This is a genomic window from Streptomyces sp. G5(2025) (genome assembly GCF_049542075.1).
In the GTDB taxonomy this organism is placed as follows: Bacteria; Actinomycetota; Actinomycetes; order Streptomycetales; family Streptomycetaceae; genus Streptomyces.
In genome coordinates this window covers 16,281-39,507 of record NZ_JBMUZT010000002.1, presented here as the reverse complement: position 1 = coordinate 39,507, position 23,227 = coordinate 16,281, and the positions used below count along the sequence as shown (strand labels likewise).

The 23,227-nt window shown below is 69.4% G+C and carries 21 protein-coding genes and 1 pseudogene; 16 read left to right on the top strand and 6 right to left on the bottom strand.

From position 1 onward, the window contains the following. The first annotated feature begins 74 nt into the window (after window positions 1-74). Both ACOBQB_RS00550 and ACOBQB_RS00545 read left to right on the top strand, forming a co-directional pair. The gene (locus ACOBQB_RS00550) at window positions 75-1,319 is read left to right on the top strand and encodes an aspartate aminotransferase family protein (protein ID WP_423587916.1); all 1,245 of its coding nucleotides are present in this window, start codon (window positions 75-77) and stop codon (window positions 1,317-1,319) included. Window positions 1,320-1,433: 114 nt separating this feature from the next. Then, entirely contained in the window at window positions 1,434-1,646 is a 213-nt protein-coding gene (locus ACOBQB_RS00545) for a hypothetical protein (RefSeq protein WP_423587915.1), read from the top strand. A gap of 90 nt (window positions 1,647-1,736) precedes the next feature. On the opposite strand, the gene ACOBQB_RS00540 is transcribed toward ACOBQB_RS00545, so the two are convergent. Continuing rightward, a complete protein-coding gene (locus ACOBQB_RS00540; RefSeq protein ID WP_423587914.1) occupies window positions 1,737-2,063 on the bottom strand; it encodes a hypothetical protein in 327 nt (108 codons plus the stop codon). 846 nt (window positions 2,064-2,909) lie between these two features. On the opposite strand from ACOBQB_RS00540, the gene ACOBQB_RS00535 reads away from it, so the two are divergent. The 13 genes from ACOBQB_RS00535 (at window position 2,910) to ACOBQB_RS00475 (ending at window position 18,248) form a co-directional block, all read left to right on the top strand. Then, a complete protein-coding gene (locus tag ACOBQB_RS00535) occupies window positions 2,910-3,650 on the top strand; it encodes a TauD/TfdA dioxygenase family protein (RefSeq protein WP_423587913.1) in 741 nt (246 codons plus the stop codon). A 20-nt stretch (window positions 3,651-3,670) separates the two neighbouring features. Then, complete coding sequence (gene panD / locus ACOBQB_RS00530; RefSeq protein WP_423587912.1) at window positions 3,671-4,093, top strand: aspartate 1-decarboxylase; 423 nt, start codon at window positions 3,671-3,673, stop codon at window positions 4,091-4,093. Beyond that, window positions 4,090-5,463, top strand: a complete 1,374-nt coding sequence (locus ACOBQB_RS00525) for a DUF6002 family protein (protein WP_423587911.1) — start codon at window positions 4,090-4,092, stop codon at window positions 5,461-5,463. Before panD ends, ACOBQB_RS00525 begins: the two co-directional genes overlap by 4 nt. Window positions 5,464-5,496: 33 nt before the next feature. After that, window positions 5,497-6,717: a GNAT family N-acetyltransferase gene (locus ACOBQB_RS00520; RefSeq protein WP_423587910.1), complete on the top strand. Its 1,221-nt coding sequence runs from the start codon at window positions 5,497-5,499 to the stop codon at window positions 6,715-6,717. Then, entirely contained in the window at window positions 6,714-7,835 is a 1,122-nt protein-coding gene (locus ACOBQB_RS00515) for a hypothetical protein (RefSeq protein ID WP_423587909.1), read from the top strand. The genes ACOBQB_RS00520 and ACOBQB_RS00515 overlap by 4 nt, the downstream gene beginning before the upstream one ends. Then, a complete protein-coding gene (locus ACOBQB_RS00510) occupies window positions 7,832-8,659 on the top strand; it encodes a class I SAM-dependent methyltransferase (RefSeq protein WP_423587908.1) in 828 nt (275 codons plus the stop codon). Before ACOBQB_RS00515 ends, ACOBQB_RS00510 begins: the two co-directional genes overlap by 4 nt. A gap of 114 nt (window positions 8,660-8,773) precedes the next feature. Next, a complete protein-coding gene (locus ACOBQB_RS00505; RefSeq protein ID WP_423587907.1) occupies window positions 8,774-10,015 on the top strand; it encodes a hypothetical protein in 1,242 nt (413 codons plus the stop codon). A gap of 28 nt (window positions 10,016-10,043) precedes the next feature. Then, entirely contained in the window at window positions 10,044-11,276 is a 1,233-nt protein-coding gene (locus ACOBQB_RS00500; RefSeq protein ID WP_423587906.1) for an MFS transporter, read from the top strand. A 39-nt stretch (window positions 11,277-11,315) separates the two neighbouring features. Continuing rightward, window positions 11,316-13,874, top strand: coding sequence for a lantibiotic dehydratase (locus tag ACOBQB_RS00495; RefSeq protein ID WP_423587905.1), 2,559 nt, complete (start codon window positions 11,316-11,318; stop codon window positions 13,872-13,874). 48 nt (window positions 13,875-13,922) lie between these two features. After that, window positions 13,923-15,434: a PqqD family protein gene (locus tag ACOBQB_RS00490; RefSeq protein WP_423587904.1), complete on the top strand. Its 1,512-nt coding sequence runs from the start codon at window positions 13,923-13,925 to the stop codon at window positions 15,432-15,434. A gap of 3 nt (window positions 15,435-15,437) precedes the next feature. After that, on the top strand, window positions 15,438-16,781 hold the full coding sequence (locus tag ACOBQB_RS00485) for an ATP-grasp domain-containing protein (RefSeq protein WP_423587903.1): 1,344 nt from the start codon (window positions 15,438-15,440) through the stop codon (window positions 16,779-16,781). Continuing rightward, window positions 16,712-17,446 (top strand): class II glutamine amidotransferase, encoded by a 735-nt coding sequence (locus ACOBQB_RS00480; RefSeq protein WP_423587902.1) that lies wholly within the window; start codon window positions 16,712-16,714, stop codon window positions 17,444-17,446. Before ACOBQB_RS00485 ends, ACOBQB_RS00480 begins: the two co-directional genes overlap by 70 nt. Beyond that, window positions 17,436-18,248, top strand: a complete 813-nt coding sequence (locus ACOBQB_RS00475; protein WP_423587901.1) for a hypothetical protein — start codon at window positions 17,436-17,438, stop codon at window positions 18,246-18,248. The genes ACOBQB_RS00480 and ACOBQB_RS00475 overlap by 11 nt, the downstream gene beginning before the upstream one ends. Window positions 18,249-18,574: 326 nt before the next feature. Here the strand turns inward: ACOBQB_RS00475 and ACOBQB_RS00470 are convergent, their stop codons facing one another. The 3 genes and pseudogenes from ACOBQB_RS00470 to ACOBQB_RS00460 all read right to left on the bottom strand — a co-directional run bounded on the left by ACOBQB_RS00470 (window position 18,575) and on the right by ACOBQB_RS00460 (window position 20,420). Then, window positions 18,575-19,306: a maleylpyruvate isomerase family mycothiol-dependent enzyme gene (locus ACOBQB_RS00470; protein WP_423587900.1), complete on the bottom strand. Its 732-nt coding sequence runs from the start codon at window positions 19,304-19,306 to the stop codon at window positions 18,575-18,577. A gap of 107 nt (window positions 19,307-19,413) precedes the next feature. Further along, window positions 19,414-19,597 (bottom strand): annotated as a pseudogene (locus ACOBQB_RS00465) (hypothetical protein); the annotation flags it as partial. 154 nt (window positions 19,598-19,751) lie between these two features. Further along, the gene (locus ACOBQB_RS00460) at window positions 19,752-20,420 is read right to left on the bottom strand and encodes a HEAT repeat domain-containing protein (protein WP_423587899.1); all 669 of its coding nucleotides are present in this window, start codon (window positions 20,418-20,420) and stop codon (window positions 19,752-19,754) included. Between the two features lie 607 nt (window positions 20,421-21,027). Here ACOBQB_RS00460 and ACOBQB_RS00455 point away from each other — a divergent pair. Next, window positions 21,028-21,525, top strand: a complete 498-nt coding sequence (locus ACOBQB_RS00455) for a DUF6262 family protein (RefSeq protein WP_423587898.1) — start codon at window positions 21,028-21,030, stop codon at window positions 21,523-21,525. Window positions 21,526-21,576: 51 nt separating this feature from the next. Here the strand turns inward: ACOBQB_RS00455 and ACOBQB_RS00450 are convergent, their stop codons facing one another. Next, window positions 21,577-21,918 carry a helicase associated domain-containing protein gene (locus tag ACOBQB_RS00450; RefSeq protein WP_423587897.1) on the bottom strand — a complete coding sequence of 114 codons (342 nt, stop codon included), beginning with the start codon at window positions 21,916-21,918 and terminating at the stop codon, window positions 21,577-21,579. A gap of 272 nt (window positions 21,919-22,190) precedes the next feature. Continuing rightward, window positions 22,191-23,159: a TniB family NTP-binding protein gene (locus tag ACOBQB_RS00445; RefSeq protein ID WP_423590300.1), complete on the bottom strand. Its 969-nt coding sequence runs from the start codon at window positions 23,157-23,159 to the stop codon at window positions 22,191-22,193. Between the last annotated feature and the right edge of the window lie 68 nt (window positions 23,160-23,227).

The following is a 23,227-nucleotide window of genomic DNA, read 5'->3' as shown; positions in this document are numbered from 1 at the left end:
CAGCCGACACCCCATCAGACTCTGTACAGGAACGAGGAGATGTTAAGCACAACGCCCCCCACCGAGGAGACGCGATGGTCAAGCGAAATCTGCCCCTGGACTTGAGCGAATCCCGACGGTTGCTGGAAAGGGCGACGCGTGTCGACGCCACCCAGGCCTACTCCGGCTATGTGCTGGCCCGCGACCGCCTGGTGGACGGCGCGTACCCGCTGTACGGGGAGCGGGCAACTGGTGCGTACGTGTGGGACGTTGACGGAAATCGCTATGTGGATTTCATTCTGGCCTACGGCACCGTCATCCTTGGCCACGCCGATCCGGTGGTGTCCGAAGCGGTCATCCGCGAAATCCGCGACGGGTTCGCCATCACCCTCCGAAAGAAAGTTCAGGTGGAACTCGCCGAGTTGCTCATCTCGGTGGTGCCGCACGCCGATCGGGTGTTCCTGCTCAAGAGCGGGTCGGATGCGACGAGTGCGGCGGTGCGGTTGAGCCGGGCACACACCGGGCGCGAGCGGGTGATCCGCTGGGGGTACAACGGCTGGCACGACTGGTGCGCCAACCGCCCGGCGGGTGTGCCCCAGACCGCTCAGCAGACGGTCAGCACGTTCAGGTACAACGACCTGACCAGCCTGGAGCAGGAGTTCCGCCGCTATCCCGGCGAGGTGGCGTGCCTGCTGATGATGCCGTTCGAGGAGGAGCCCCCGGCTGATGGCTTTCTGGCCGCCGCGGCTGAGCTGGCTCGGCAACACGGCGCCTTGTTCGTGCTCGACGAGATGCGATCCGGTTTCCGGGTCGCCCTGGGCGGTGCGCAGGAGCGGTACGAGGTGCAGGCGGACATCGTGACCTTCAGCAAGGCGATGGCCAACGGCTACCCCATCTCGGCGGTGGTGGGGCGCGAGGAGGTCATGCGAGCCGTCGGCGAAGTCCACATCGGGTCGACCTTCCACGTGAACGGTGCGGAAATGGCCGGCGCCGTCGCGACGATCACCCAGCTTCGTGATTCCGACGCGTTGCAACATATTGAGGAACTCGGTGCGCTCCTGCAGCGCGGCCTGGCCGAGCAGATTGACCGGTCCGGGTTGGACGCCCACGTACTGGGTGTCCCGCAGATGCCCTTCATGCGTTTTCGCTACACCGACGACGATACGCAACACCGGATTCAGGACGCTTTCTACGCCGAAACCACGCGTTGTGGGACTTTGTTTCACCCCAACCACCACTGGTACATCAATGCCGCGATGACCCATGACGACATCGAGACCGCTCTCGACGCCACCGCGGCCGGATTCCGGGCGGCGGAGATCGCCGCGGCCCGCGGCTGAGGGAGCGGCGAGGTTGTGCCGACCATAGGGTACCGATCAACGTCGTTTGTCCCGTTCGGCGTGGACGGAACCTTGCTCAGACCCGGTGGGAGGCTGCGGGGGCATATGGCCGCCATGACCGAGGCCATCGCCGCCGTGACCGGGCACGGCGACGCAGTCGTATACCACAACGGCTGCCCGCAGCATCGACAGGTGGGTCTGACGGGTTTCATCGATGCGTGCACGGTCGGGGTGGTGCTCCTCCGCGCCGAGGTGCCAGCGGAGGCCACCGTGTCCTGGTGCCTGCCATCGTGGACAACGGGGGTCGGCGGCTGCGCCCGCCGGTGACCGGGAACTGGCGCCCTCTGGTAGGAGACACGGTCGGTCGCCCGGACCGATGACACGGGTGCCGCGGTGAGGTCTGACACGACAGTAGAGTTATTCACGCAGGTCAGCCTGCCGCGATGGCTTTAAGCAGGGGTCGGAGTACTCGGCTGCGAGTTCTCGGTAGCGGGCTTGTTCGTGGAGGACATGCCGGGCATGGCGATCGGAAGCGAACTGGGTCAGGGCGCCGCCGGTTTCGACAAGGATGATCTGGGTGTCCGGGCGGCCGACCTCCATGGTGGTTCCCGTGGTGGCCCCCAGGTCGGTCCGGTGCCGCTCCCGGCCGGCCAGGAGCGTTGCGATGCGTGCGTGGGTGCCGCGCCGCGTCAGGTTGCGCAGTTCGCGGATGCCCAGGCGGCGGACGAAGCAGGCTGTCACCACGCCCCTAGGCGCTGGCCAGGGCCCGTAAAGGCCGCATCACCGGGATAAGCCTCGCGTTCCAAAGCCTGTCGAACAAGCAGAGTTAACGCGGCCGGGTGCGGACGCGGCACCCCGGATCGCGGAGGGTGCACGGACGCGGACCAGCGGGGCTCGCGTCAGCCCTGCGGCGCGTAAGTGAATCACCCCGCCCTCCATGCCTTCGGGGCGGCACGGACGCTTCCCGGGGCGGCACGTTCTCTTGCCGGGCAGGAGCCCAGGAGGAACAAGGGGGCGGCATCCCTCCGTGTCGTTGCTGGCGAGCATGTCCGTTCGCCAGCAACCTGCCCCCGGACGGGCGCGTCCGGCCGCCGCCGGCCAGGGGAGTCGTAAGCCGACCCTTCGTGCGCGTTGAGGGCGCCGCCTCCCGCCCGCAACATCCTTCACCGGAGTGGCTCATCTGCAACACCTGGTTCCGGACGACCTTGAGGCTGTCGCAGGCGGCGCAGACATCAGTGTCCCCCTGCCCGAACTGGCCCTACGGCCCGGCCGACGGCCCTCAAGGACATCTGTGGCTTCGGCCTGAACTAGGCCGTTAGGGACACGAGTTACTGGAGAGGCGGGCTATTCAGCCTTGGGAGAGTTCTGACAAGGTTTCGTCCCGTTGAGAGCAGGCGCCGGCGCTTCCGGTGCCTATTCGAATCGATGCCGTGCAGGCCATAACCCCTGCCTGGACACCACAGAACCACCGGTGGCATGGCGCGCAGTACTCGGAGAGGCCTCAGTCGGGCCCCAGGCGCGGCGCTCTCGCAGAAGTCAGGCGCCGACAGGCCATCAAAACCCACCCCTACCTATGGCACGGAGGAGTTTATGGCGCATTCTCCCATCAGTATCCTGTCGCAGCTCGACTTCAACGGTCAGCCGCTGCAGGAGGACCTGCTTCAGCGCACATTCCAGCAACTCATGGACGAGCACGGGTACGTGGTCCTGTGCAACGTGACCGAGGAGTTCGAGCCCGTGCGCTTCTGCCGGGGGCTCGGCGAGTTCGTCCCCAACTACACGGGCGCCGTGGTGGGAGACGTACGTCCCGAACCGGGCATGGACGACGTGTACCACGCCGGTAACACGCGCCCACTCACCCCGCACTCCGAGGGCTACGACTTCGCGATCACCCCGCCCCGATACATCGCGCTGTGGTGCGTCACACCTGCCAGCGGCCCGGGCGGCGAGACGACGCTCATGGACACCCGCCCCTTGGTGGAGGGGCTGTCCGACCAGGAGAGGCAGCACTTCCTGACGACGGACTACCAGTGGAAGACCACCGAGGGCGTGCAGCGGCTCGGACTCGACCTGCACACGCGACACCCGATTCTGGAGGACCACCCCAAGGGCACCATCGTCAGGTTCAGTTGCAACAACCTCATACGTGACGACGAGGATCTGGCCGCGGAGCTGCAAACCCGTTGGCACAAGACCTTTGAACGTGACCACGTCGCCGTGGAGTACCGAGAGCGGGACATGCTCGTGTGGGACAACTGGCGCCTCCTGCACGCACGCAACGCCTTCAGCGACCGCAGCCGACACCTGCGCCGCATCCAGATCGCCGACTGACGACTCCTGCAGAGGCCACCATGTTTCGGACCATGCTCCACAGCAAGATCCACCGTGCCACCGTCACCCAGGCCGACCTGCACTACGTCGGGTCGGTGACCATCGACAAGACGCTGATGGAAGCCGCCGACCTGCTTCCCGGCCAGCAGGTCGACATCGTCGACATCAACAACGGCAACCGGCTGACCACCTACGTCATCGAGGGCGAGCGCGACAGCGGGGTCATCGGCATCAACGGCGCAGCGGCCCGGCTGATTGCTCCCGGCGATCTCGTCATCATCATCGGCTACCAGATGGTGAGCGAGGCCGAGGCGCGGTCCGCCCGCCCGCACATCGTCTTCGTCGACCAGCGCAACCGACCCGTCAGCGTCGGGGAGGACCCGGCCGAGGCCCCGATCACGGAACTGACCCGCGGAGACGTGCTGCAAGGAGCCGCCCGATGACCACCACGACGCGTCCCGCCAAGGCCCCGGCCCCCGCGCCCGCAAACGAAGCCGTCTGCCCGGCCGTGCTCACCCGCTACGACCGGGAGCTGAGGCAGATCCTCGCGGCAGCCGCCGCCGGCTCGACCGCCCCGGGGTTCGCGCCCCGCTGGGAACTGCCCGATCCCAGCCCCGCGCTCGAGGACTTCTTCGCCCCCTCCACCATGAGCGCCCATCAGCTCGGACAGTGGGCGGCGACCGACATCAGCCTGTTGAACCTGATGCACAACCCGCGTACCCGCACGACCAAGACCTTCGCGTCCCTGGTCATCGTCGCCCGTGCTGTCGCCCACATCAGGCGCACGGGCGAGCCGATCATGATCATCACGCCGTCCAGCGCCAACAAGGCCACCGCGTTGCGCGATGCCGTGCTGCGGGCGCACGAGACGGGTCTGGCCTCCCCGGAGGAGCTGCGCATCGTTGCCGTGGTGCCCGCCGCCTCCGTCGCCAAAGTCTGGGACTCGCCGCTGGCTCACGAGGAGGACCTGCGTCGCGCCAACCCGGTGGCGGTGCTGCGCACCGGGGCCCCCGGCCAAGTCAAGCAACTCGCACGGGCGGTCGTCGACGAGGAGGCCAACACCTTGCTCGCCGCCCACGGGGTGAGGCTGTGGCACACCCTCGACCTGGGCAACTACATGGTCGCCGACGCGGTACGCGCCCTGTTCGAGCGAGACGTCCTGCCGACCCGGCCGCGCATTCACGCCCACGCGGTCTCCAGCGCGTACGGGCTGCTCGGCCACTTCCACGGGCAGCAGTGGCACACCGGACACGAATGGCCCGCCGAGGGCGCCGGCTACTTCCTCGTCCAGCATCTCGGCACCCCGGACATGGTCGCCGGCCTCTACCACGACCGCTTCGACTACCGGCCCCGCTGGACCGCCCGGGAGGGACTCGTGGTCCAGGACGAGGACCCGCACTTCCCCTCCGCCGCCTACTCTCCCGACGAACAGCTGGACCCAACGTTTTACACCCGGACGCCGGCCACCTCGACTCGGATGAACGAGATCATCCGCCGACAGGGCGGCGGTGGCATCGTCGTGTCGCTGACGGAGTGCCTGCAGCGCTACGCGGCAATCCGCGAGATGCTCGCGCCACACGGCGTGCAACTTCCCGTCGACCTCCGCAACCTGCGCGAATGGTCCCTCGTCATGGCGCTCACCGGCGTACTCAACGCCATCGACCGGGGGCTGCTCACCGCCCCCGACGTCCTGGTGCACGCCTCCGGTTCGTACAGCGCCGGTGACTTCCTGCCCGCCCGGCCCGATGACGTGAGGCCGATCGACTCGCTCGACGACCTGCGCGCCCTGGTACGGACAGCCGCCGCCTCCTGATCCTCGTCCGTTCCTTCCCTCAGGGGGACACCTGTGACTGCCCTCCCCTCGGCATGGCACGCCGCCGTGACGCCTCCGACGCCGCCCGGCGGCCGGGCCCGCCCTCTCGCGGTGGTCCGCTCGCGGCTGGCCTACGCCTGGAACAACAGCCCGCACACCGTGTGGCGCACCGCGCGCCGGCTGGTCGACACCACCGGCCGATCGGTCACAGCAACCATCTCCCACGGCCCGCCGGGGGAACCCGTCATCGCCTATCTCGGCCTTCCACAGGGGGAGGCCAACATCCTTCAACTCCTGGAGCACCAACGGTCCCGGCTCGGCGGCACAAGCGCACCCGCCGCAGAACCAGAGCGCAGGCGAGAGCGCGTCCCATGGGAGCGGCTGGCGGCCGGCAGCTGGCCGCAGGCCGACCTCATGGTGGTCGGCGCCGACAGCAACCGCATAGGTCGGCTGCCGGGCGCCGCGGCAGTCACCGCTCCCTTCCGCGTCCACCTGGTCGTCGACGTGCCTGCCGACGCCGAGGAGCTGCAGGGACAGATCTCCAAGCGTGAACGCTGGGAGTTCAACCGCAACCAGCGTGCGCACCACTGGCATCTGGAGGAGGACCCGTCACCGGAAGCCCTCGCCTTCTTCTACTGGCGAATGCACCGGCCGACCATGCAGCGGCGGCACGGCGACCGGAGCCGCAGCGAGAGCGCCGCGGCAGCGAGGCACGCCATCCTCCCGCACGGCACCCTGCTGTTCGTCACCGCCGCCGACGGGCAGCGGGTGGCCGGCGTGCTGTGCCACTGGTCCGCGGACCGCCGCACGTTGACCACTCGGCTGCTCGGTGTCCTGGGCGGCGACGAACGGCACTACGCGGACGGGGCGTTCAAGGCCGTCTACCACCTGCTGCTGCGGTGGGCACGCGAACGCGGGGTCCCCCAGGTGGACTTCTTCGGTACGGAGGCGTTCATCAGCAAGGGCATCTTCCAGTGGAAGCGCAAGTTCTCCCCTCGCGTGGTGCTGCCTCCCAACCACTTCGCGGACAAGCAGATCCGCCTGTACATCCGTCGGGACACTCCGCGGGTACGGGACCTGCTGGTGGCCAATCCGCTGCTGTGCTGGGAGAACGGCCCGGGCGGCCGGCAACTGGTACCCACGTACTTCACCGACGCTCAGCGGCCGCCGCGTCTGGATCTCAGCGCGCGCTGCCCCGGGCTGCCCGAACCGCGCCTCCTTGACCTCGACGTCCTGAGCCGGGGGTGCGCATGACTCAGCCGAGCATCGCCGTCGCGGGCACCGGGGCCTTCGCCGGAGCACTGGTTCGGGCGCTGGCGCGGCACCCCCAACCGCTGTCCCTGCACGTCCTCAGCTCGGACGCGCGACGCGCCGCGGACCTCGCCGAACTGGGCCGCGACCACGCGGCACTGACCGGCGCGCCCCCTACCTGCACGGCCCACAGGGTGAACATCGGCCACCCCGGCGAGCTGGATCGGCTATTGGCCAAGGTGCGAGCCGACGCCCTGGTCGTCTGCACCTCCGAACACAGCCCGGCCGAGCGCACGACCGCTCCGTCCGCCTGGACCGCCCTGCTGGCGGAGGCCGGCTTCGGTCTGACACTGCCGCTGCAAGCCACCCACGTGCTGCGCTACGGCCAGGCCTGCCGACGGGTCACACCCGACACCATGCTGGTCAACGCTTGCTTCCCGGACGCCGTCAATCCCGTGCTCGCCGCCCTTGGCACCCCGGTGACCTGTGGACTGGGTAACGTGGCGACCCTTGCCGCGGTGCTCGCGGCCCGACTGGACCTCGTTGGCCAGCGTCCCCTCCAACTGCTGGCCCACCACGCCCACCTGCACACGCCGGCGTCTCCCGCCGATGAAGCGCGGGCGTGGCTGGACGGCGAGGGCACCGACCTCACCCGTCACCTCGCGTCGCTCCGTCGCCGCGATCGCGCTCACCTCAACGAGGTCGGCGCCGCGGCGGCCGCCGCGCCGCTGGCCGCCCTGGTGGGCGCCGGCCCCACCCACCACGGCCATCTGCCGGCACCCGCAGGTCTGCCCGGCGGCTATCCCGTGACGGTGCGACACCGGCGCGTCGACCTGCGGCTGCCGCCCGGGGTGACACGCAGCGAGGCGATCGCCTGGAACACCGAACGCGGTCGGCTCGACGGTGCCGCCGTCGACTCCGACGGCACTGTCCGGCTGGAGGAGCCAGCGCTGGCCGCGCTGCGCCGCCACTGGCCGGACGCGCCCGGCCAGTGGTCCGCGACCGACCTGACCTGGCTGCGCGACGACTTGCTGCGGTTGCGGGACCGGCTGCGTTCCCTGCCCGTTCCGGCGCCGGCCGGACCGTCCCCCGAACCCTCACTCCAAGGAGTCGCCCCGTGACCGTGGCAGACAGGTACCTCATGGGTGCCGCCACCAGCGAGCTGGACCGCATGCTCTTCCAGGGCGAGTTGTTCCGCCCGGAGGCGGAGCGACTGCTGGAGCGGTGTGGCCCCGGCTCCGGCGCCCGAGCCCTCGACGTCGGCTGCGGACCGCTGGGCATCGTCGACCTGCTCGCCGAGCGCGTCGGAGCGGACGGGGAGGTCGTCGGGCTCGACGTACAGGCGGAGATGGTGGAGCGTGCCCGGCTGGAGACCGCCGACCGCGGCCTGGACAACGTCCGGCTGGTGCACGGCGACGCCGCGAAGAGCGGGGAGCGGCCGGCCACCTTCGACTTCGTGCACACCCGGCTGGTGCTGATGAACGTGCCCCACTCCGACGCCGTCCTCCAAGAGATGGTCGCGCTGACACGGCCCGGCGGGATCGTCGCCGTGCAGGACGTCGACTGGGTCACCCGGCTGTGCGATCCGCCGCACCCGGCGTGGGAACGGCTGGTCGAGGTCATCTCCGAACTGTGGCGGCTCAACGGCATGGACGTACGCCTGGGCCGCCGACTGCCGCGGCTGCTGCGCGACGCCGGCCTCGTGGACGTGCAGGTGGACGCCTCAGCCCGGGTGTTCCAGCCCGACCACCCCTACCAGACGCTGCTGGTGGAGCGGGCCGAGCTGTGCCGGAACTCCCTCGTGGACCGTGGACTGATCACATCCGGCGAACTCGACCGTTGCGTCGCCGAGCTCCGGCACCACCTGGCGGAACCCGGCACCGTGGTCGTCCATCCGCTGCTCTTCCAGGCCTGGGGTCGACGCCCTCAGGACACCGCCGTCTGATTACTCGCGCCCAGGAGAGGGAAGCCCCGTATGCCCCGAACATCGTTGCGGCCGACCGGAACCCACCTCGTTGCCTCCTCCGCGGAAGGGGTCCGTGAACAGCTGCTCCACGGAATGCGCGACGTGCCCTTCCCGCCCAGGGCCGTCCCCCTGCAGCCGGTATTGCTGCACCGTCCGGTCTACGAGGAGCTGCATACGGCGGCCGCCCGGGTGCTGCGGGTGCTGACGAAAGTGGCGTATCACCTCGGCGGCGACCGTGCCGAACGGCTCGCGGTACTCGGCGTAGACCCCGCCGAATGCCCCCTGTTCACCTCCGACGAGGCGTGGGAGTGGCGCTACGCCGCGTGCATCGCTCGGCCGGATGCCTTCGTCACAGCCGACGGCGTGAAGTTCATCGAGTACAACGCCGGGGGCGGGGTGGGCGCCGCGGTGCAGACCCAACTGTTGGCCGACACCTGGGTGGACGCGATCTACAGCGACCAGCACCTGTTCGCCTACCGCCCGTTCACGGCGCGCGCCGACATGTTCGACAGTATGTGCCGCGCCGAGGGAGTGCCGCACGCGGTCGTCCTGCAGGGCAGTGTGGCCGACCTGGTGCGCGGGGTCAGCAGCACCCGCTATTTCGACGTCGAAGTGGACTACCTGCGCAAGCGGGGTTTCGAGGCGGTCTTCCTAGAGCCGGAGGACCTGGTGGAAGGCGTGATCGGGCCTGGCGGCCGACTGCGCTACCCGGTCGGTCTTCGCCACTTCACCGTTCAGGAGTGGACCGAACTCGGCGTGGACTTCTCGCCGGTGGGCGAGGTCATCAAGGCCGGATGCCAGCTGGTCGCCTCCGAGACGTCGTCCCTGCTGTTCAACAAGAAGCTTCTGGGAATCGCCTCCGAAGGCCACCCCGCCCTGACAGAGGAGGAACGCCGGCTCGTGGACCACTACGTTCCCTGGACCCGCGTCACCGGTGACCGCGACGTGGTCTACGAGGGCAGGACATGGCCGCTGGCGGACCTGCTGCTCGCACGGCCCGAGGAGTTCCTGCTCAAGGGCGCCACCGGCATGAAGGGGGAGCAGGTGATCATGGGCCGCGACAGCGACGCCGCCTCCTGGGCGCAGGCCGTGCGCGAGGCCGTGGTCCGCCAGGACAGCATCGCTCAGCAGCGGGTGGAGTCCCTGCGGTACCCGGTGTCCACCCTGGCCCAGAACGGTGAGGTGTACACGTCCCGCGTGGCGCCCGTGCTGGGACCGTTCGTCATCGGTGACGCGCCGGCCGGCTGCCTGGCGCGGTACTTCGACGACGGCCAGGACGGGGTGATCAGCGTGGAGCGGCACGGAGCCGCGCAGAACGTCGCCGTGGCGGCGTGAGGACCGGGACGAAGGACATGGAGCACCGATGAGCAAGCGCGGCATCGTCCTGCGGCTACTGGCCGGACAGGGCGTCAACGGCTTCGGAGACGGCCTGTGGTTCAGCATCTGGGCGATCTTCTTCACCCGGGTGCAGGACATCCCCGCCGAAAGTATGGGTTTGGCCATCGGTATCGGCGGTGTGGCGGGCTTCCTCGCCGCCGTGCCTGTCGGCACCGCAGCCGACCGGTATGGCCCGCGGGAGGTCCTCGTCGTCGTCATCGCGCTGCGCGGGCTGGCCTCGGTCGCCTACATCTTCGCGGGGGACTTCTGGTCTTTGCTCATCGTGTCGTGCTGCTACTCCGCGGTGCAGAGCTCCGGCGTCGGCGTGCGGGTCAGCCTGGTCTACCAGCTGCTGGACAAGGATGACAGGCTGCGTGTCCTGGCGCAGGGGCGCGTCGTACAGCACATCGCCTATGCCGCGGGTGCTGGTGTCGCCATGCTGGTACTGGCGGACGGCCGCCACTGGGTGTTCATCGCGTCGATCCTGGTCAACGCGTCCACGTTCCTCGTCACCGCCGTGCTGATGCTGACGCTGCCCTCGGTGGCGCCCACCCCCGTCGAACGGCAGCACTCGGGCACCGCGGTGCTGCGCGACCTGCCCTACCTCTCGCTGATGAGCGTCACATCGCTGCTGGCGCTGTGCTGGGCGCTGCTGTCCAGCGGACTGCCGTTGTGGATCATGGAAGGGACCAGCGCCCCGCTGTGGACGGTCGGCTTGGCCGTCGCGGTGAGCTCTCTCGCGATCGCCCTGTTCCAGGTGCGCGTCACCAGGCAGGCGGTGAACATCCCGCGCTCCGTGCGCGCCAGCCGCATCTCCGCCCTGGCCCTCGCCGCCTGCTGCGTGATCTTTGCCATGGCGGCCTGGGCGCACCACCCGCTGCTTGCCACTCTGATCATTCTGACGGGAATGGGAGCCCACATCATCGGCGAGCTGTACTTCGTCTCCTCCCGGTGGGGGCTTTCCCTGGGCTTCATGGTCAAGGAAGCCGAGGGGCAATACCAGGGACTGACGGCGGCCACCGAGTCCGGCACCACCGCACTGGGGCCTGCCCTGGTCACCGCGCTGGTCAGCGGGCTGCGGGAGACCGGCTGGGTGTTGCTGGGGGTGCTGTTCCTGCTCAGCGCGGCGCCGGTCGGCCCCCTGGCTCGGTGGGCCGGGCGCGATCCCCGTCGCGTCGTGTTGTCGGAACAGACGGTCAAGCACGAATCAGTGTCCTGACACCGGTAGCGCACTCACCTGCGGCATTTGAGGAGCCCCATGACTGCCAGCCTTCCCGACACCGCCGCCCGGCCCACGACCGGGCATCCCACCCTGACCTGGCAACCGGCTTCTGTAGCCGTCCTGCGGATGGCGGGCTACCCCTTCTCTTGGCTACAGGCGCTGGACGGCTCCGGCTGCGTCGACCTCGCACGCCACCTCCTGGCCGCGCGGAGCGAGGTCGACGCCTTCGCCCGGGAGGCGGAGGAACTGCGCGGGCAGGCGGCCGGTGCCGCGGATCGCTCCCTGCTGCGCGCACTGCGCCGGGGCCGCCCCTACCCGCCGCGAGAGGAACCCCTGTCCCCGCCATTCGCCCAGACGCATCACCGGTACGCCCAGGCATTACGCCGTCGTGACGACGCCGAGCGCGCCTACCGGGCGGCCCACAGCCACGCGGCCGTGAACGGCGCCACACAGGTCCTGGACCTTTTCCGTAACACCCCCTCCCTGCAGGACATGCTGCTGGTTTCCAACGAGTCGGCACACTCCCGTCTGGTGCGCTGGCTACGGCGGGCCGACCCGGGCTCCGCGACCTGGCGCAAACATGACCGCAACAACCTGACGACCTTGGTGCGTTACCTGCAGCGCGTGTGCGCCAAGAACGACACCACCAGCCACTTCGGCCCCCTCGCACCGGCCCGCCTGGACGCCACCCGCGACGGGGTGGAGTGGAAGCCGTTCCGGCTGCGCCGCCACACAGAGCTGTCCCGCTGGGCAGTGGAGGCTGTCGCCGCCGCCCTCGGCCGCGATCACGAGGATGTGCGGTTGCTCGCGCGGCCCCGCCGGGCCCCTGGAGCCCAGATGAGGGGGGACACCGTGCACCTGGTACGCCTCGACCAGCGGTGCATGAGCACCGCGGTGCGTGAGGCGGTCCGCCCAGTGCCGCCGATAGTCCTCGACCCCGAGCCGGCCCGGCTGTTCGCCCTGTGTGACGGGGACCGGAGCATCGGGCAACTCGCCTCGCTGACGGGGCGGCCGGGCCACGTGGTCGAACGGCACATCACCACCTTGCGGGAGGCGGGTGCCCTGGTCGACGGTCCGGACCTGCCGTACGGAGTGGAGGACGCCCTAGGGGCGCTGCGCACGCGACTGGCGCCCCTGGGCGGTGACCACCCCGCCGTGCGGCAGTGCGCCCGCCTCGCCCAGGCCGTCGCCGACCTGCAGGCGGCCGGCCCCGACGCACGGCCGCGGGCACTGGACGCCCTCAAGCAGCTGTTCACCGAGATCACCGGGGAGCAGTCGCACCGCCCCCGGCACGGCTTCTACAGCGACAACAGCGTGTTCCACGAGCACTGCGTGGGTGTCGCAGGCGACCTGGTGCTGGGGCAGCCGCTGGTCAGCCGCATGAGCGGCGACCTGGGCCTGCTCTATGACCTGTTCCTGCTGCGGCCGCGCCGACGCCTGAGCCTGGAGCGCGAACTGCTGACCCGGTGGTTCGAACGACGTTTCGGCCCGGGGGCCCGGGTAACGGCCGGTGACTACCTCAGCGCCTTCGTCGCCGACCTCGACGCCCTGGAACGGGACTACCGGGACTGCGAGGCACACGTACGCGCCGTCGCCGATGAACTGGAGAGCGCCCTGTTGCCCCCTGCCGGCTCCACGAGCCAGGAACACCGAGTGGACCGGGCCCGCGTCACAGCCCTGCTCGACCGGTATGGACTCGACGAGCCGGCCGTGTGCAACCCCGACCTGATGATCGCCGCGGAGAGCCCGGAACACCTGGCCCGCGGTGAGGCGATGCTCGTCATCGGGGACCTGCACGCGATGGACGACCACCTCAGCCATGGCTCCATCGCTCCCTTCGTGGACGAGGCCTTCCCCGGCTACCGCCATGAGATGGCGCGGCGGTACGCAGCCCTGGTGGAGCCGGATGAGGTGATCGCCGACGTGACGCAGTGCCACCTGAACAAGACGTTCCCCCGCATCACCCCGCTCGGCCTGGACATCGAGGCACACGACCGGTCCGGCGCGGCACCGCCGAACCGGCTGCGGCTGGCGGAGCTCTCGGTGGAGCTGACCGACGGCCGACTACGGCTGACCGCTCCGGACGGCACCCGGCTGCGGCTCGTCCTCCCGCCGCTGGCCTGGCCGATGCTGCGGCACAACCCCTTCGCACCGTTCGGCTTTCCCACGACCACCGACGCGAGCGCCGTCCACGGCTCCGGTCGTACGCACGTGCCGCGGGTCCACGTCGGCGACGTCGTACTCCAGCGCGAACTGTGGCGACTGGACCCGGCCACCGTTGCCGCGGCCACCGTCGCCGAGGAGCCGGATGCCTTCGTCCGCCTGCAGGCACTGCGCGAGCGGCTCCGCCTGCCACGCCACATCTACGTCCGCTGCCCCGGCGAACCCAAGCCCGTCTACTGCGACATGGACAGCCCGCTGCTCGTGGGGCAACTCGCCCGGATGGCGGCGGGCGTGCCCGCGGACGCACTGCTGGAGATCAGCGAGATGCTCCCAGGCCCGCACCAACTGTGGTTCGGCGACGAGTCGGGCAGCCGCACCTGCGAGGTGCGCTACGCCGTATTCACCAGCACCTCGGCCCCCCATCACACCTAGTGACACACGCTCCGGCAAGACCCCTCACTCCGACCCCAATGAGGCCCCATGTCCCTGGATGACACCCTGACCACTCCCGCCCCTACGGCGACCGGCCGCTCCGCCGTGCTCGCCCATCTCCTCGACCACCTGTCCGACCAGGACCGCGCCGCGACGAAGACCACCGCTGATCGCCTGCGGGAGGTGCTGGAGCAGCACGGCTCGGCGACGGACGGGACCGTCCTGGTGGGCTACGGCGGCGGTAAGGACAGCAGTTACACGCTCGCCTTCATACGCGCTGTCCAACTGGTCCTGGCCGAACGGGACGGAATCCTGTTCACTCTTCGCAGTGCGACCAACCGGCACCCGGGCATGCCACGCGCTGTTATGGACAATATCGACCGGGTCTACCACGCACTGGGCATGTACGAGGACCCCTCCTGTGAACTGCTGCTGCTTGACGGCGACCTGATCCACCCCTTCCGCCCCGACCTGCCGCCGGACCCCGCGGTGACGGCTCGCAGCCGCGCCGACATCCTGATGACGGGTCACCGCACCGCTGCCCAGGCCCGTCCTACCTTCTGCAATGCATGCAACCTGTCCATGGTGAACTCCTTCGGCCTCGCCGCCGCCCACGGCCGTGGAGCCGACCTCATCGTCACCGGCGACTCACGGGAGGAACAACGCGACTACGCGGTGTGGATCAACCGCCTGGCCCGCCAGGTCGGCCGTGACCCGCGGGCCCAGCAGCGGTCGGGCTTCCCTCGTGTGCTCGGTGCGCTGGACGCCGTCGGCCGTACCTACGCCCGGACCATCCACGGCGAGGACACGCCCACCGACGACCGTGGTGTCCACGCCGACGTACCCGCCGACTTGTCCTTTTTCTCCATCTTCGACGACACCAGCTACGACTCCGGCAGTCACTGGGCCCTGCTCACGGACTTCCTGGGGTTCCGTTTCGACGACCTCGCCTTCAGCTTCACCGAGTCCGACTGCGCCAACCCCGCTCTCATGGCCCATCTGCGAGGTCTGACCTGTGAGCACGTCTACGGCCGTACCTATGACGACGGCATGGACGAGTACGTGGCCTTCGCGTTGCGGCTGATGCGGCAGAAGGACTTTCCGCAGCGGCTCATCGACCACATGGCCAAACGCTACGAGAGCACAACGGGACGAACAGCCGTACGGCAGGCAGTGGAAAGTTTCGCTCATGAGGCGTACGGGCTCACCGGCACGCATCTGGTCTGCCTCGTCCACGCCCCCTTCACGGCCCGCGGCCAGACGCTGAGCACCTTCCTCCGGTGCGAGCACCCTGCACTGGCCGGTCGGGAGGCCGAGATCCGCGCCCTGCTGTCCGCTCCCACGAGCGGGCCGGATACGGCCGCAGACGAACTGGGCGCGACCCTGGAGGACATCAGTGGTCTGTCGGTTCCCCAGATGCGGCAGCTGTACGCCAGCGATCAGCCGCAAGCCGGTGAACTGCTGGACCTCGTCCTGCAGGACGATCCGCACAAGGAGCGGATACGTACGCAGCACAGCGCGAACGGGCCGATCGTCTACGAACTCCTGTCGGGACGGTGAGGCATGGCCGCCTCCGCTCCGGCCCTTGTGCAGGTGGGTGCCACCCGGGACGGCCTGGACCCCTACCGGGCCGGCGCCGCCGCCCGGGGCATGACCGCCGTGCTCGTGGAGACCCCCGGCTACCTCGCATGGCGCAGGCAGCTGGGACGCGCCTCCTTCGACGAGGAAATCGCCGTCGAACGCCCACACGACCCCCGTCGGCTCCTGGCCGCGCTGCACACCGCCGGCGTGCGCCCCGCGGTCCTGCTCGCGGGCTTCGAACGTTACGCGGCCGCCGCTTTCGACGCGGCCGCGGCCCTGTCCGTGCCTCCCGCCTCCGCAAACCAGCCGCCCTTCCACGCCCCGGACAAGGCCGGCCAACGGACAGCGCTGGCGCGATCGGCACCGGAGGTTAGTCAGCCGCGCCACGCACTCGGCGGACAGGACCCCTCGGAGGCCGCCGTCCCCTACCCGCGGGTGGTGAAGCCCGTGGACGGCGGAGGCGGGCTCGGCGTCTTCCTCGTCCAGGACGCCGAGGAAGAGCGGCGCGCCCGGCGCGTCCTGGCGCGGACCGTCAACTACGGCGGCGGCGCCTTCACCGGCACGCTGATCGAGGAGTACGTGGCCGGCACGGAGTTCTCGGTGCAGGGCGTCGCCCGGCACGGCCAGGCCCACGTACTCAGTGTTTGCGAGAAGCTGGTGCTGCTCGAACCGGCGCCGGATGAAGAATGGTGCGGCTTCCGCGAAGCGGGCCACCTGGTGATGCCACCGGCCACGGCCGACCCGCGATTGCCGGCCCTCGCGCAGACCTGCCTGAAGGCCTTCGGCTACCACGACGGGCCCTTCCACCTCGACGCGATCGCCGCTCGTGACGGCGGCCTGTACTTCGTCGAGATGGGATTCCGGCTGTCGGGAGGAGGGCTGGTGGCCCTCACCGAGCGGGCCCTCGGCGTCCGCTGGGCAGATCTCGCGCTCGGCGTCCACCTCGGCGAGGTATCGCCCCCCGACCTCCAGGCGCCCCCAGAGAACCAGGGGCCCTTCCTCGGCCAACTGGCCTGCACCCGCCCGGCCCAACTCGACCGCGCGGCCCGACTCGCCCGTACCGACGCCTCGGTGGACATACTGCCGGCCGCCCCGGTGCCCGGCGAGGTCTCCCTCGACCCCGCACACGCCGCCGCCCTCGTCTCCGACCGACAGCGTCACGCTGTCGTCCTCGGGCGCGTCATCGTCCAGGCGCAGACGCGAGAGGGCGCCCGGCGACTGCTCACCCACTGTGCCACCGCTCAAGGGGAGGACCCATGTGCCGCTTCATCATCGCGTGCGGCCGCTTCGACCCAGCCGCCATCCTCGACGCCGCGTTCGGCATGAGCACCGGCGTCACAGCCTTGGACGATGTCCCCACACGCGTCCACCCCAACGGCTGGGGCGCGGTCTGGCGAACCGCCCAGGGCACCCTGGCCACGCACCGGGACCACCGGCCACTGGCCGAAAGCCGCAGGGACGCCGGGATGGATGCGCTGCGCACCGACATGCTCGCTCTCCACGTCCGGCACGCCACCCTGCCGGACCGGATCGGTCCGCGCTTCACCCATCCCCTGGAACGCCTGGACGACTCCGGCCCCTGGTACTTCATGCACAACGGCTTCCTGCCCACCGTGTACCAGAGTCTCGGCCTGAGCGCGTCGGCCTTCGACTCGGCCGAGTACTTCGACTACCTGCTGCCACGGGGAGAAGAGGAACTCGACATCGAACGAACTCTGGCGCGTTTACGAGCCATTCCACCCGGCGGTACCAGCGGCAACGCCCTCCTGCTCAACCCCCGACGGGCATACGTCGTGCACTGGACCGCGCCGCAGGCCCCCTACCAGCAGTACTTCACACTCCGCAGGCTCCGCCTGCCGGAGGCCGAGATCATCGCCTCCGAACCCATCCCCGCGCTCGCCGACGTCCATCGCTGGGAAACACTCCCGCCGGCCACCGTCATCGAACTGCCCTTCGCCCTGCACGAGAGGAGCTCGCACCGTGCAGCATGAACCCACGTGGAACCGCGCCACCTACGACATATCGGACGGCACCGTCCTCGGGGCCGAACCACTTCGCCGACTGATCACGGGCGAGACCCCGGTCGTCCGCCTCCGCGGGCTGCTGGGGGAGAAAGAGTTAGACACAGCCCGCCGACAGGCCCACGACCTGCTGAGCCTCGCCTCGACCGTGAACTACACCAACGGTTCCCTGACCACCGTCGGCCCCTACCTGGCCGCCCACCTCGACGATGCCCAGGACTACTTCGACATCGCCTCCCGCGCCAACGAGCGCATGGCCCACGCCGGCTTCGACTTGCCCGCCCGCGTCCGCGCTGCGCTGCGCCAGACATTCGAACTCGCCGCCCTGGAACCGGCGAGCGGGCCGGACGGCCGTTCGTACGGCGAGGCCGTCATCCGCCTGCACGCCGATGGCGTGCGCAACCCCCTGCACAACGACCACATCGCCCGCGACGCGGCAGGCACGGCCTGGAGGGTGGCCGACGTGGTGGGCCAACTCAGCTGCATCGTCTGCCTCCAGGAGTGCGACTGGGGCGGCGAGCTGGTCACCTACAGGAAACCGTGGGAACCGCGCGACGAGCGGTGGAAGGTCCCAGGCGAACTGGGCTACCGCAGCGAGGTCGTCGCCACCGCGCCACGGCACATCTTCCGGCCGCAGACATACGACGTTTACCTCATCAACCCGACCTACTATCACGAGATCGAAGAGGTCCACGGAGCCACCCGTACCACCCTGGGCTTCTTCATCGGCTTCACGGACGGCACCCTGAACCACGCCGTGGCGTGGGGATGACGGAGGCACCCGTCCGCCGTGGCCCACGGCGGGAGCAGAGCAGCGGCCGACGGCAACGCCACCTGTCAGCGCATCTTCGACCTGCTGGACGCCGGGTGGCGCCCACTGGAGCATCATCGAGCACCCGGCGCAAGGACACACCGAGACGGTCAGTGCGCTGCGGGGCAACCGCCTGGACCAAGCGGCCACGGTCAGCGGCGCGACCCCATCATTGTCCTTCGAGCCTTCCCTCGGGCTGCTCGTCGACCTCGGGCTGTTGAAGCAGCCAGAGATGTTCCTCAACGCCGCCCGGCTCGACCTCGCCCCGTGAGGCACGGCTGTGACGGTCAGCTTCGCCAGGTCGGCAGCGTCGGTAGGGGCCCTCGCGGTTCGACGGTCAAGGTGTGCCCGTCGGTCCGCCCGGTGAGCCAGCCCAGCAGCTCAGCCGCCGGGCCGGCCACCCGCGGCCCCGGGCCGTTGCCGATCACCCGTGGGACCTGGTCCTCGTCGGCGCACAGCGTCATGGGCGGGACGGTGGGCTCGGTACGCAGTTGCGCGGTGGTCGTCTCCAGTTCGCGGGCGGTGAACGAGGCGGGCCAGTGGACCGGACGGTGTCCGGCGTCCAGGTCGGTGTGGTGCACCTCGACCTCGCGCAACATGCTGGCGACAGCGCCGCGTACCGGCCGCAGACCGCCCCCGAGCCAGCGCACCGGCACGTCCCAGGCGTCAGACGGGTGGTCTTCCGCCGCGGAGAGGAAGCGGCGCAGCGCGGTGGCCATGTCGTCGAGGAGTGCGTTGGCAGGCCGTCCGGCGCCCTCCTCGATTTCCCGTTCCCGCTGGTTCTCGTCGGCGTATTGCGGCAGGTCGGCTCCCGTACGGGCGGAGGTGAGCAGCCGCGTGCGGGAGTCGGCGCTGCGAGCGAGATGGGTCAGGACGTGGCCGCGGGTCCAGCCGGGCAGCAGGGAGGGGCCCCGTACGTCCTTGTCCGACAGCGCGGCCGCCGTCGCGAGCAACCGGTCGACGCTGGTGCGCAGCAGGGGCAGGAGGGTGGCGGGGTTGTCTTTCTCATCGTGCGGCATGGGCCTCCGATCGGTGACGACGCGTCGCTCTATCCGTGCCCGGTTGGCGATGCCGTGCACTGCGTCGGTGCTGTGATTCTGAGCGCACGGGTGTGTTGAGGACGTTCTGCCGCCATCTCGGGTGGTAGCGGATTCCGCATCCCCTCAGCGACCTCCCGGGTTCAGCCGCTCCTCCCAGATCCGCGGCGTCGCCGTCAGATACAGCCGACGGCGCGAGGGGATCACGCTCTGGTCATGGATATCGGCCCACGCCTTCCCCATCGACCCCGAAGTCCGATGTGCCTCGTCCATTTTACCGACCCTGAAGATGATCGGGATGTTCTTGAGCTGCTCCGATGCGTCGCGGACATGTTTGCGACGCATGGTTTGAGGTGACAGTCACGGGGTCGATGACGTGTATGCCGTTGGTGCCTCGGGCGCAGCTTTGTGGCGTTGAGCGTCGCGTTTACGGAATCAGCGCGGTGGCTCGGCGGACACGTGCGCTGTTGTCGGTACGGAGGCGTTCGGTGACGGTTTCGTACTTCAGGCGCTCGCCTGGGGGGAGCTCAGCGAGAGTACGGGCCAGGTTGTGGCGTACGCCGGTGTTGGAGTCCTCGGCGAAGACGCGTGCCAGGGAAGGATCCCGGTGATCGGCGCGGCCCCAGCAGATTACGGCGGTCTGCCGGATGAGTGGTGAGGGGTGGGTGGCCGTCAGGGACGTTGGCGTGGGGGGCAGGCGGTCGAGTGTGAGCACGGTCTGCGCCTGGAGCCGGCCGTGGTCTGGTTTTTGTTCGGGATGGGTCAGGTGGGGGAGCAGGCGCTGTTCGACGCGTTTGGCTTGTTCGGCGCTGGTGGCCAGGACGGCGGTGGCGTGCAGAATTTCTGTGGGCAGACGCCAGTCTCCTCCAGTGTTGATCTTGTAGCGGCTCAGGGGGTGCTGGGTGTGTCCGTCGAGGGCGTTGGCCAGCTGCTCTGTGAGATCTTGGTATAGGTCCCATGAGCCGTTTGCATGTGCCGTCTCGGACAGGCGCCGACAGGGTTTCAGCGAGGATGGACAGGGCGCGAACGGCCTCGGAGCGTCCGTCGGCAATGTCGTTGCGATCTTCGGCCCACAACAGCAGGTGCGCAGCGACACGTTCGCATAGGAGGCTGGTCGGCTCGCCTGTGCTCACGCTGCCGTGGTCGTTGCAGCACGCTGTGAGGTAAGCCGCGCACTGCCGTGCGGTGGTTTCCATGGAAGAGAAGGGGCGGACGGACCCGTCCGGTCCGGCCAGCACGGTGTCGGCCAGTTCTCGGGCGGTCTCCGCGACAGACGGGCCGCCCACCTGTCAGTCGGCCAGGAGGGCCGTGGCCCCGCGGTGTCCCTGCCGCCTCCGCTGGCGTATTACTGGCACAGCCGACGGCAGGCGTGACGCTCCATCGCCGAGAACACCCCCGACGATGCCACTGCCGACTACCTCCACACCGTCTTCGAACCCACCGCCCAGGCCATCAAAGGACCCGAGCACGCACTGGCCGCCCTCAGCATCCTCGACGAAGCCCGCACCCTCGACCTGCGACGCCCACAGGACTACTTCCACCGCACCTGGAGCACCGCTTTCCGCGCCCGAGACCTCGCAGCACTGCCAGCCCCCGACGACACCACAGGGCAGCCATGAGGACTTCCCGCACCGACGCGGCCGTACGACCCCGCCGCCAAGCCACCCAAGATGCTTCAACGCCTCCAGACCGCCCTGGCGGCTATGGCGCGCGACCATACCCCTGTCACCGTTGCAGCCGTTGCCCCTACCGCCCGCGTCTCACGCACCTTCCTCTACCAAAACCAGCAAGCCAGAACCCTTGTGGAGCAGGCCGTCCGCACAAGCAGCTCTCACCCCGAACCTTCCAACCGCCGCAGCCACACGCAGCCGACACAGCCTGCCTGGAGAGAACGCGCCCTCAATGCCGAAGAGGCACTCGCCCAGACACAGCGCGAAATCCTCACTCAACGCACCCGCATCACAGAACTCCTCGGCAAGCTCCGCGACCTCGAACACGATCTCCCCAAAGGCCCACTTCAGCGGATCGTCACCGAGAACACCAGCCTGAAGCAGCAAGCACGACAGCTCACCCAGGACAACCAACGCCTCCAAGATCGTCTGGCCAACGCCCGCCAGAACAACCGCTTCCTGGACAAGCACGTCGCGGATCTTGAAGCCCAACTCGCGCCCTATCTCGCCGCCCCACCTCCGCCGCCGTGACCCAGCTACAGTGCAACGCCGGCCGAAAACGGCACATTTCCTCGTTCGCCGTCACACCCAGTCGATGCCGAGATTGGCGAGCGCTGCGAGTCTGTCGGTGGTGAGCTTTGCCCGGCGGGTCTTCTGGTTCATGATCCATACCCCAAGTCGGACCTCGGTTCCGTCTCCCAGCCGCTCTGTGTGAGCCCTGGGGACCTTCACAGAACCGGTGCGGGCCTTGTACTGGGCGAGGGCCGCGACGCCCTTCTCGAAGGCCCCTACGGGCGTCTTGGATGGCCTCGCGGGCCCTTCCGGCCCCGCGGGCGGGGTGAGCGGTGTGATGCCGAGTTGATCCAGGCGTTCACGCTGCCCGTCCATCAGTCCCTGCCAGACGCCGGGCTGACGGTTCCTCATGAGCCATCGTCCGATGTCCATTCCGTGGCAGGTCACGCCGGTAACGCTCGGAGGGGGATTTGTTGGTGTATCGCGGGCTTGCTGGCCTGGTGTGTTGTGGGTTCGTTGAGAGTGGCCGGGTGCGCGGTTCCGGGGGGCAGTTGGGGGTGTGAGCTGGGGTTGTGTCGTGTGTGCTGAGTGGGGCCGGGTTCGTTGTGGGTTTCGCTGGCGTGTAAAGGCTCGGTTGGTGTTTTCGCTGGTCAGGGCTGTTTGTCCTGTTCGGTGGGTGGGGGTTAGCGGTTGCGGGTGGGGCGTCTGTGTTGTTCGGCGAGGTGGTCGAGCTGTACCGCGTCGAGGGCGGTTTTGGTGATGCGTTCGGTGCCGTCGTGGATGGCGGTGATGGCTGCTTGGCGGATGAGGCGGGTGAGGGATCCGATGCGGCCGGCGGTGCGCTGGTGGAGGTAGGCGGTGTGGCGGGGGAGGGTGCCGGGTTTGTGGTGGGTGAGGTCGAGGGCGTTCTCGATGTCGGTGATGACGTCGCGGAAGGGTTCGCGGGTGCCGTGGCGGGCGGGGAGGGGGCCGCAGGTGATGAGGGTGGCGCGGCCGGCGAGCTGGGCGCCGCGGGTGCCGCTGAACAGGGGTGTGTCGGTGACGTTGATGCCGGCGTAGACGAACGTGGCGGCCAGGCGTTCGGTGAGGTCTTTGAGTAGGTCAGCGGCCTGGGCGCCGGTGGTGGTGCGGGGGTTGAGGCGGTGGATCTCGTCGATGAGGACGAGTTGGACGCCGGCTTGGGTGTAGGTGTGGCAGACGGCGTCGGTGATCTGGGTCTGGGTCATGCGGGCGGCCACGGGGATGCCGAGGTAGCGGGCGAACTCGGTGATGAGGGTTTTCGCGGTGGCGCCGGGCGGGACGAGGACGTACGCCACGGGTGCCGTGGCGTGGGCTGATCCGGGCGGGGGCGGGTTTTTGCGGGTGTGGGCGAGGTGGCAGGTGCGGCCGACGTTGAGCAGGGCGGTGGTTTTCCCGGCTGCGGCGGGTCCGGTGACGATGAGGGAGGGCCGTGCGGTGGTCTGCTGGTGGCGGCCGAGGATCATCAGGGTGCGGACCTGGGTGGCGAGTTGGCTGATGGCGGGGGTGCGGATGGTGACGAACGCGGAGTGGTAGGCGAGGCGTTCTTCCGTGCTGCGGGGCGGGTCGCCGGGCCGGGGAGGTGCGGGCGGCTCGGTGGTGGCGAAGCGGTGCCAGCCTTGCCAGGTGGTCAGGGGCCAGGACAGCTCGGCCGTGTTGCCACTGCCTGCGTCGGCGGGTGCGCTGGACGGTTGGTGCGCTG

Coding starts and splice junctions, on each gene's coding strand:
- ACOBQB_RS00550 (WP_423587916.1), top strand. CDS start 75: ATGGTCAAGCGAAATCTGCCCCTGGACTTGAGCGAATCCCGACGGTTG.
- ACOBQB_RS00545 (WP_423587915.1), top strand. CDS start 1,434: ATGACCGAGGCCATCGCCGCCGTGACCGGGCACGGCGACGCAGTCGTA.
- ACOBQB_RS00535 (WP_423587913.1), top strand. CDS start 2,910: ATGGCGCATTCTCCCATCAGTATCCTGTCGCAGCTCGACTTCAACGGT.
- panD (WP_423587912.1), top strand. CDS start 3,671: ATGTTTCGGACCATGCTCCACAGCAAGATCCACCGTGCCACCGTCACC.
- ACOBQB_RS00525 (WP_423587911.1), top strand. CDS start 4,090: ATGACCACCACGACGCGTCCCGCCAAGGCCCCGGCCCCCGCGCCCGCA.
- ACOBQB_RS00515 (WP_423587909.1), top strand. CDS start 6,714: ATGACTCAGCCGAGCATCGCCGTCGCGGGCACCGGGGCCTTCGCCGGA.
- ACOBQB_RS00505 (WP_423587907.1), top strand. CDS start 8,774: ATGCGCGACGTGCCCTTCCCGCCCAGGGCCGTCCCCCTGCAGCCGGTA.
- ACOBQB_RS00500 (WP_423587906.1), top strand. CDS start 10,044: ATGAGCAAGCGCGGCATCGTCCTGCGGCTACTGGCCGGACAGGGCGTC.
- ACOBQB_RS00495 (WP_423587905.1), top strand. CDS start 11,316: ATGACTGCCAGCCTTCCCGACACCGCCGCCCGGCCCACGACCGGGCAT.
- ACOBQB_RS00490 (WP_423587904.1), top strand. CDS start 13,923: ATGTCCCTGGATGACACCCTGACCACTCCCGCCCCTACGGCGACCGGC.
- ACOBQB_RS00485 (WP_423587903.1), top strand. CDS start 15,438: ATGGCCGCCTCCGCTCCGGCCCTTGTGCAGGTGGGTGCCACCCGGGAC.
- ACOBQB_RS00480 (WP_423587902.1), top strand. CDS start 16,712: ATGTGCCGCTTCATCATCGCGTGCGGCCGCTTCGACCCAGCCGCCATC.
- ACOBQB_RS00470 (WP_423587900.1), bottom strand. CDS start 19,306: ATGCCGCACGATGAGAAAGACAACCCCGCCACCCTCCTGCCCCTGCTG.
- ACOBQB_RS00455 (WP_423587898.1), top strand. CDS start 21,028: ATGGCGCGCGACCATACCCCTGTCACCGTTGCAGCCGTTGCCCCTACC.
- ACOBQB_RS00450 (WP_423587897.1), bottom strand. CDS start 21,918: ATGAGGAACCGTCAGCCCGGCGTCTGGCAGGGACTGATGGACGGGCAG.